The 6,126-nt window shown below is 72.3% G+C and carries 5 protein-coding genes; 2 read left to right on the top strand and 3 right to left on the bottom strand.

Annotated features, from left to right (window positions below):
- Positions 1 to 246: 246 nt before the first annotated feature.
- Positions 247 to 1,689: an MATE family efflux transporter gene (locus D7W79_RS37465; RefSeq protein ID WP_120530062.1), complete on the bottom strand. Its 1,443-nt coding sequence runs from the start codon at positions 1,687 to 1,689 to the stop codon at positions 247 to 249.
- Between the two features lie 88 nt (positions 1,690 to 1,777).
- Between D7W79_RS37465 and D7W79_RS37470 the strand changes: the two genes are divergently transcribed.
- A complete protein-coding gene (locus D7W79_RS37470) occupies positions 1,778 to 2,971 on the top strand; it encodes a glycosyltransferase family 4 protein (protein WP_120530063.1) in 1,194 nt (397 codons plus the stop codon).
- Here the strand turns inward: D7W79_RS37470 and D7W79_RS37475 are convergent.
- Positions 2,902 to 4,125 (bottom strand): glycosyltransferase family 4 protein, encoded by a 1,224-nt coding sequence (locus D7W79_RS37475; RefSeq protein WP_120530064.1) that lies wholly within the window; start codon positions 4,123 to 4,125, stop codon positions 2,902 to 2,904. The two genes, D7W79_RS37470 and D7W79_RS37475, sit on opposite strands and share 70 nt — an antisense overlap.
- Before the next feature lie 69 nt (positions 4,126 to 4,194).
- Between D7W79_RS37475 and D7W79_RS37480 the strand changes: the two genes are divergently transcribed.
- Positions 4,195 to 5,007, top strand: a complete 813-nt coding sequence (locus tag D7W79_RS37480) for a hypothetical protein (RefSeq protein WP_120530065.1) — start codon at positions 4,195 to 4,197, stop codon at positions 5,005 to 5,007.
- 10 nt (positions 5,008 to 5,017) lie between these two features.
- Here D7W79_RS37480 and D7W79_RS37485 read toward each other — a convergent pair.
- Positions 5,018 to 6,126: LbetaH domain-containing protein (locus D7W79_RS37485; RefSeq protein WP_500681251.1), on the bottom strand; the 1,109-nt coding region annotated here is incomplete at its 5' end.

The raw sequence follows: 6,126 nt of genomic DNA on the forward strand, positions 1-6,126 counted from the left end.
GGCCCAAGCCCACCACCGCCACGCCCAGCCGCTCGTTGCCCGCCATGTGTGAAGCCCCTCCCCAACCGTGGATCCCCGTGCCCTCGCGGCGACACGTTGGAGGCCCCCCGGGGTGACAGAGGCCCCCGTGGCTGGGGGCGCTTGCTGCGCCCACACGCTGCGAGAGTTTCGGGAAAGTCCGCACTCCCCAGGGGCTTTCAACTCAGCCCCCGGGCGGTATGGACTGTCGGCTGGTGGAGGGCGGTCTCAGACGTGTCGCAGCTTCCACCCGCCGCGCCGGAAGAGGGCGGCGCTGGCCAGCCCGAGCGCGCCGTAGGTGACGGCGATGGCGATGAATGCTCCCGCCGGGCCCAGGCCCAGCGGATGGGAGAGGACCCAAGCGAGCGGCAGCTGGAGTCCCCAGGAGAACAGGGCGTTCACCACGGTGGGGGTGGTGGTGTCCCCGGCGCCGTTGAAGGCGTGGGGCAGCACGGTGACGAAGGCGTAGAGGGCCAGGCTGCAGCTGACGATGCGCAGGCAGCGCGCGGCGTGCAGGCCCACCTCCGGGTCCAGGGTGAAGCGGTGGATGAGGGGCTCCGCGAAGAGCAGGAAGCCCACCGCCACCACGCCCAGGAACGCGAGCGTGTAGAAGCTGGCGCGCCACGCGGCCCGCTCCGCGCGGTCGGTGTCGCCCGCGCCCAGGCTCTGGCCCACCAGCGTGCCCGCCGCGTGGGAGAGGCCCCACGACGGCTGCTGCACGAAGAGCAGGATGCGCATGGCCAGCGTGTAGCCCGCGAGCGCGGTGCTGCCGAAGGTGGCGACGATGCGCATCAGCACCAGCCAGCTGGACATGCCCAAGAGCGACTGGAGCGTGGCGCCTCCCGACAGCTTCATCAGCGAGCGCAGCGTGTCCGGCTCCACGCGCAGGTGGTGGCGGCGCAACTCCAGACGTCCGCTGCCCTTGAGCAGGCGATACACCTGATACACGACGCCGGTGGAGCGGCCGATGGTGGTGGCCAGCGCGGCGCCGGTGACGCCCATGGCGGGCACGGGGCCCAGGCCGAAGATGAACAGCGGCGCGAGCACGATGTTCACGGAGTTGGCCAGCCACAGCGCGCGCATGGATGTGGCCGCGTCCCCCGCGCCGCGCAGGATGGCGCTGATGAGGAACAGCAGCATGATGATGGGGAAGCCGCCCAGCATCAGCCGCGTGTAGCCCGCGCCGTGCTCCACCACGCCGGGCGCGGCGCCCAGCGCCATGAGCAGCGGACGCGCGAAGAGGGCGCCGGCCAGCGCCAGCGGCACGGACAGCGCGAGCCCCAGGCCCAGGGTCTGCACGGCGGCGCTCGCGGCGCGCTCCGGGTCCTTCTGTCCGATGCGACGGGCGATGAGCGCGGTGGCGCCGATGGACAGCCCCAGCGGCACGGTCTGGAAGAGCGTGAGCACGGACTCGGTGAGGCCCACGGTGGCGATGGCGTCCGCGCCCAGGCGCGACACGAAGAGCACGTCCACCAGGGCGAAGATGGACTCCATCACCATCTCCAGCACCATGGGCACGGAGAGCAGCAGGAAGGCGCGATCCACGGGCCCGGTGGCCAGGTCCTCGGTGGAGCCCTTCACCGCCAGCCACAGGGAGGCAAGGAGGCCCTTGGAACCCGAGGTGGAAGAGGAGGCGTCCGGGGAGAAGGATTCGGTAGGGGGTTGCGTCATGGATTGGCCGTTGCAACGGGACGCCTTCCGCCTTTCATCCCTCGCGGTTCCCCGCCTGCCGGTACGCCTGTCCGGGTAGATTCAGGGCATGGCCTCCGGTCCCCGCGTCCTCCTCCTCGCCGAGCGCTTTCCCCCCGACATCGGAGGGCTCGCACGCAGCGGCGCGCGCACCGCGGGCTCGCTCGTGCGGCTGGGCGCACGCGTGGACGTGGTTGCGTGGACTCGCACGGCGCCGCCCGGAGCGCTGGAGACGGTGCAGGACGCGGGGGACGTGTCGCCGTTCGCGAAGGGCGTGACGCTGCACCGGCTGGGGTTGTTCGGCAGCGCGGACCTGTCCATGCAGCACACGCTCGATGTGCTCGGCCACCTGCACGCGCGGCGCAAGTACGACCTGGTGTGGGGGCACTACCTGTACCCGCCGGGCTTCCTCGCGGTGGTGTTCGCGCAGAGCGCGGGGCTCAAGTCCGTCATCAGCGCGCGGGGCAATGACGTGGATCAGCTGATGTTCCCGCCGGGGGACTTCGCCCGCCTGCTCTGGACGATCCAGCGGGCGGACGTGCTCACCGCCGCGTCCGCGGACCTGGGCCGCAAGATGGCGATGCTGCTGGGGCGCGACCCGGGCGTGGAGGTCATCCCCAACGCGGTGGACACGGCGCTGTTCTCACCGGGGCCCGCGGACGGGTCCCTGCGTGAGCGGTTGGGCATCCTGCCGGGCGAGGCGGTGCTCGGCTTCTCCGGGGAGCTGCGCCACAAGAAGGGGCTGCCGTTCCTCCTGTCCGCGCTCACGGAGGTGCGGCGCGTGCGGCCCGCGTGCCTGCTGGTGATTGGCGAGGTGCGCCCCCGGGACGCGGAGCACCTGGTGGCCTACCGCGCGGAGCATCCGGAAGATGCCGCACGGATCATCATCTCCGGCGCGCTGGAGTCCCCGGCGCTCATCGCGGAGCACCTGCGGCTGTGTGATGTGTATCTGCAGCCGTCGCTGTGGGAGGGCATGCCCAACGCGTTGCTGGAGGCGATGGCGTGCGCGCGGCCGGTCATCGCCAGCGACGCGGGCGGCATCCCGGAGGCGGTGGAGTCCGGGGTGAATGGCTTCATCGTGGAGAAGGCCCTGCTCAACCACCTGGGGCAGGCGTGCCTGGATGTATTGGGGATGCCCGAGGCGAAGCGCGCGGCGCTGGGGACGGCGGCGCGAGCGCGAATCGAGGCGGGCTTTCAGGCGGACGCGGAGGCCGCGGTGTTGTCGCGGGTGCTGGCGCGCGCGATCCCCAGGTCGTCCGCATAGGCGTTCACGAGCGCTTCCTGCGCGCGGCCCCACGGGAAGTCGCGCTCGATGCGGGCGCGGGCGTTGGCGCTCAGCGCGGCGCCCAGGGCGGGATTCGCGAGGAGGTCCTTCACGGCCTCCGCGATGGCCTTGGGCGAACCGGGACGGATGCGGAAGGCCTCGGTGGCTTCCGCGAGCGCGCGCACCACGGGCAGGTCGCTGACGATGACGGGCGTGCCGGTGGCCATGGCTTCCAGGAGCTTCAGCGGGCAGCAGCCCTGCACGCAGTTGCGGTCGTTCACGGGCAGCGGCACGAGCACGACGTCGCAGCCGTGGTGCAGCCGGGCCAGCTCTTCCTGGGGCAGGGGTTCGAGGATTTCGACCGCGCCCTGGAGCACGAGGTCGCCGCAGCGGTCCAGGAGGGCGCGGCGCGCGTGCTTGCGCAGGGGGCCCACGAGGGTGAGCGTCACGGGCAGGTCGCGGCGCAGGAGGCGGCAGGCCTCGATGGCGTGGTGCACGCCCTGCCACGCGGTCATGGTGCCGCTGTAGAGCATGCGCAGGGCGCGGCCCGATTCAGGGGCGCGAGGTGGGGCGTAGCGGAACACGTCCAGGTCCACGCCGTTGGGGATGACGCGCAGGCGCTTGGGGTCCGCGCCGCGTGAGACCAGGTGCTCGGCGGTGACGGCGCTGGGGGTGACGAGGAGGTCCGCGGCATGGAGGCAGGCCTCCTCTTGCGCGAGCAGCTTGCGCATCAGCTCCGCGTCGTCGGCGACGTCGGGGTGGTGGTACTTGAGCTCGATGGAGGGCAGGCCGTTGACCTCGTAGACGAGCGCGTCGGTGAGGGCGGCCTTGCGCCGGGCGATGGGGTAGCCCTCGAAGATGGAGCGGACGTGGACGACCTTCGCGCGCGGCCGGCCCTGCCACCACGCGCCCAGATGCGAGCGGAACGTCAGCGCCTGGGCGACCAGGTCTTTCCCGCGGGCACCCAGCGGGTGGTAGGTGACGTGGGGGCCCAGGGCAGGCGGGGGAGCGCCCGGCGCGTCGCCAATGGCCACCAGGTCCACCGGGCCGAACGCGGCGCCCAGGGCCTCCACGAAGGCTCGGATGTGCACGGCTGCGCCCTTGGGCGCGGGGAAGCGGTCGAAGGACGCGTAGACGATTCCGGAGGTGCCCACGGCCCGGTGCTACCGCGACGGCGGCCCGGCGGCAAACCGGGTGGGCCGGAGTTGGGGCAGGATGGCCGCATGCTCATGAGCTCCGTGGTGATGATGGCGCTGCTCACGGCCGCGCCTGCTCCCAAATCCCAGCCGCTCACGTGGAAGGTCACTGGCTCCGACGTGACATTCGAGATGTCGTCCAAGGACCTGCGCGCGACGCGCGATGGCAAGGAGGTCTTCGGCCTCCAGTCGCGCAAGAAGGACTTCCTCGCCAGCCTCACGGAGGGCGTGGACGCCACGCAGGACACGTCCGACTGGGAGGCCTCGCAGTCCTTCACCGTGCTGTCCGTGGTGGGCCCGTGGGTGAGCTACGAGGACTCCAACGGTGGTTACACCGGCGGCGCGCACCCGTACGCGAGCCGCATCTACGTCACCCAGGACGTGACGAAGGGCAAGGACGCCTTCAACCTGCTGGACGTGTTCCCGGAGAAGGACGTCCTCAAGGCACTCAAGGCGGACGGCTACGTGCGGAAGTTCATCGGCGACGACCGCAAGGCCTTCGAGAACGCGAAGACCGTGGAGGGGCTGCTGGCGAGCCTTCAGGCGGGCGAGGACTGCGTGGGCTTCGAGTACGGCCTGGACAACGTGAAGCGCTCCGTCGCGTTCCACCATGTCGAAGGTGACAAGGTCGCCGTGCGCATCTCCTTCGGCTACGCGGCGGAGATGTGCCGCGGGAACATGTACGTCGTGGGCCTGCTGCTGCCCATCCCCGCGGCCCTGAAGCCCGCCCTGGAGCGCGCCAGCACGCGCCAGGAGGGCTTCCTCATGAAGGACGCGAAGACGGTCAAGGCGCCCACCGTCCAGTTCACCTGGGAAGGCGCCAAGGCGAAGCAGCCCTGAGTCCGCCCGCTCAGCCGCGGACGCGTGGAGGCCGGAGGCCCTGCTCCTGGGACTCCGGGGATGCGAAGGGCTCCTGCACCGGCCGCAGTCCCGTCCGCTCCGCCTCGTTGACGGACTCGAGCGCCTCGCTGATGGCGGCCAGCTCCTCCCGCACGCGGCTCAAGCCCAGCTCGGTCTCGGCGGGCGCGGACGTCGGTCCGCTCTGACCGTGGACCTGGACCAGCTGGGTGGCCACGCCCTCGATGCTCCAGCGCAGGCGGGTGAGCTCGGCATCCAGCCGGTCCGCGTTGCGCGCCAGCCGCTCCCGCTGCGCTCGCTGGGCATCGATGGCCTCCACGGCGCTCTGCAGCGAGGCGCGCACCTGCGGATCCGTTGACGCCGTGATGCGCGCGGCGAGCGCCGTGCGCTCCGCGTCGAGCCGGCCCATCAGCTCCGGGCTGACCTCGCGGCGCAGGCCCTGCTCGCGCTCCCGCAGGTCGTGGCAGGAGCGGCGCAGCGCCTTCACGGACTCCTCGCCCCCGCTGAGGAAGCCGCGCACGGCCGGCGACGCCTTGCGGAAGGCGGCCTCCAGCCGGTCGCAGACCTCATCCAGCTCCCGCAGCCGCGCATCCTCCTGGAACACCGCGACCGCGTCCGGAACGCGCTTCAAGGGCGCACCGGCGCCCCCGGTCGAGTCGATGTGCCCACCGGCGCCCAGGTGCCCGCCCGCGGACAGCCGTGCGTTCCGGCCGACGGTGGCGCCCGCACCGACGCTGGCGGCGCGCTCCACGGTCGCGCCCTCCTGGATGGTGGCGCCCCAGCCGACCATGGCTCCCTGCTGCACCGTCGCGCCGCGCTCCACGGTGGCGCCCATGCGGATGACGGCACCGCTCTCGATGACCGCCTCCGCCTGCACGGTGGCGCCCATCTCGATGACGGCCCCGGGCTCGACGCGCGCCGAGCTGGCGATCTCCGCCCCCAGGCCGATCCGCGCGGCACCGTCCCCCTGCGCCCGTGCGGCGCTCGCCGTCGCGCACGATGAAGAGGACGCCGGAGCCGACGGCGAGCGCACGGCGAGCGCGCCCGCGCCGATGAGGAGCGAGGGCGTGTGGAAGGCACCCGCGAGGCCCAGGACCGAAC

This window comes from Corallococcus exercitus, assembly GCF_003611585.1.
Classification (GTDB): domain Bacteria; phylum Myxococcota; class Myxococcia; order Myxococcales; family Myxococcaceae; genus Corallococcus; species Corallococcus exercitus.

Coding starts and splice junctions, on each gene's coding strand:
- D7W79_RS37465 (WP_120530062.1), bottom strand. CDS start 1,689: ATGACGCAACCCCCTACCGAATCCTTCTCCCCGGACGCCTCCTCTTCC.
- D7W79_RS37480 (WP_120530065.1), top strand. CDS start 4,195: ATGCTCATGAGCTCCGTGGTGATGATGGCGCTGCTCACGGCCGCGCCT.
- D7W79_RS37470 (WP_120530063.1), top strand. CDS start 1,778: ATGGCCTCCGGTCCCCGCGTCCTCCTCCTCGCCGAGCGCTTTCCCCCC.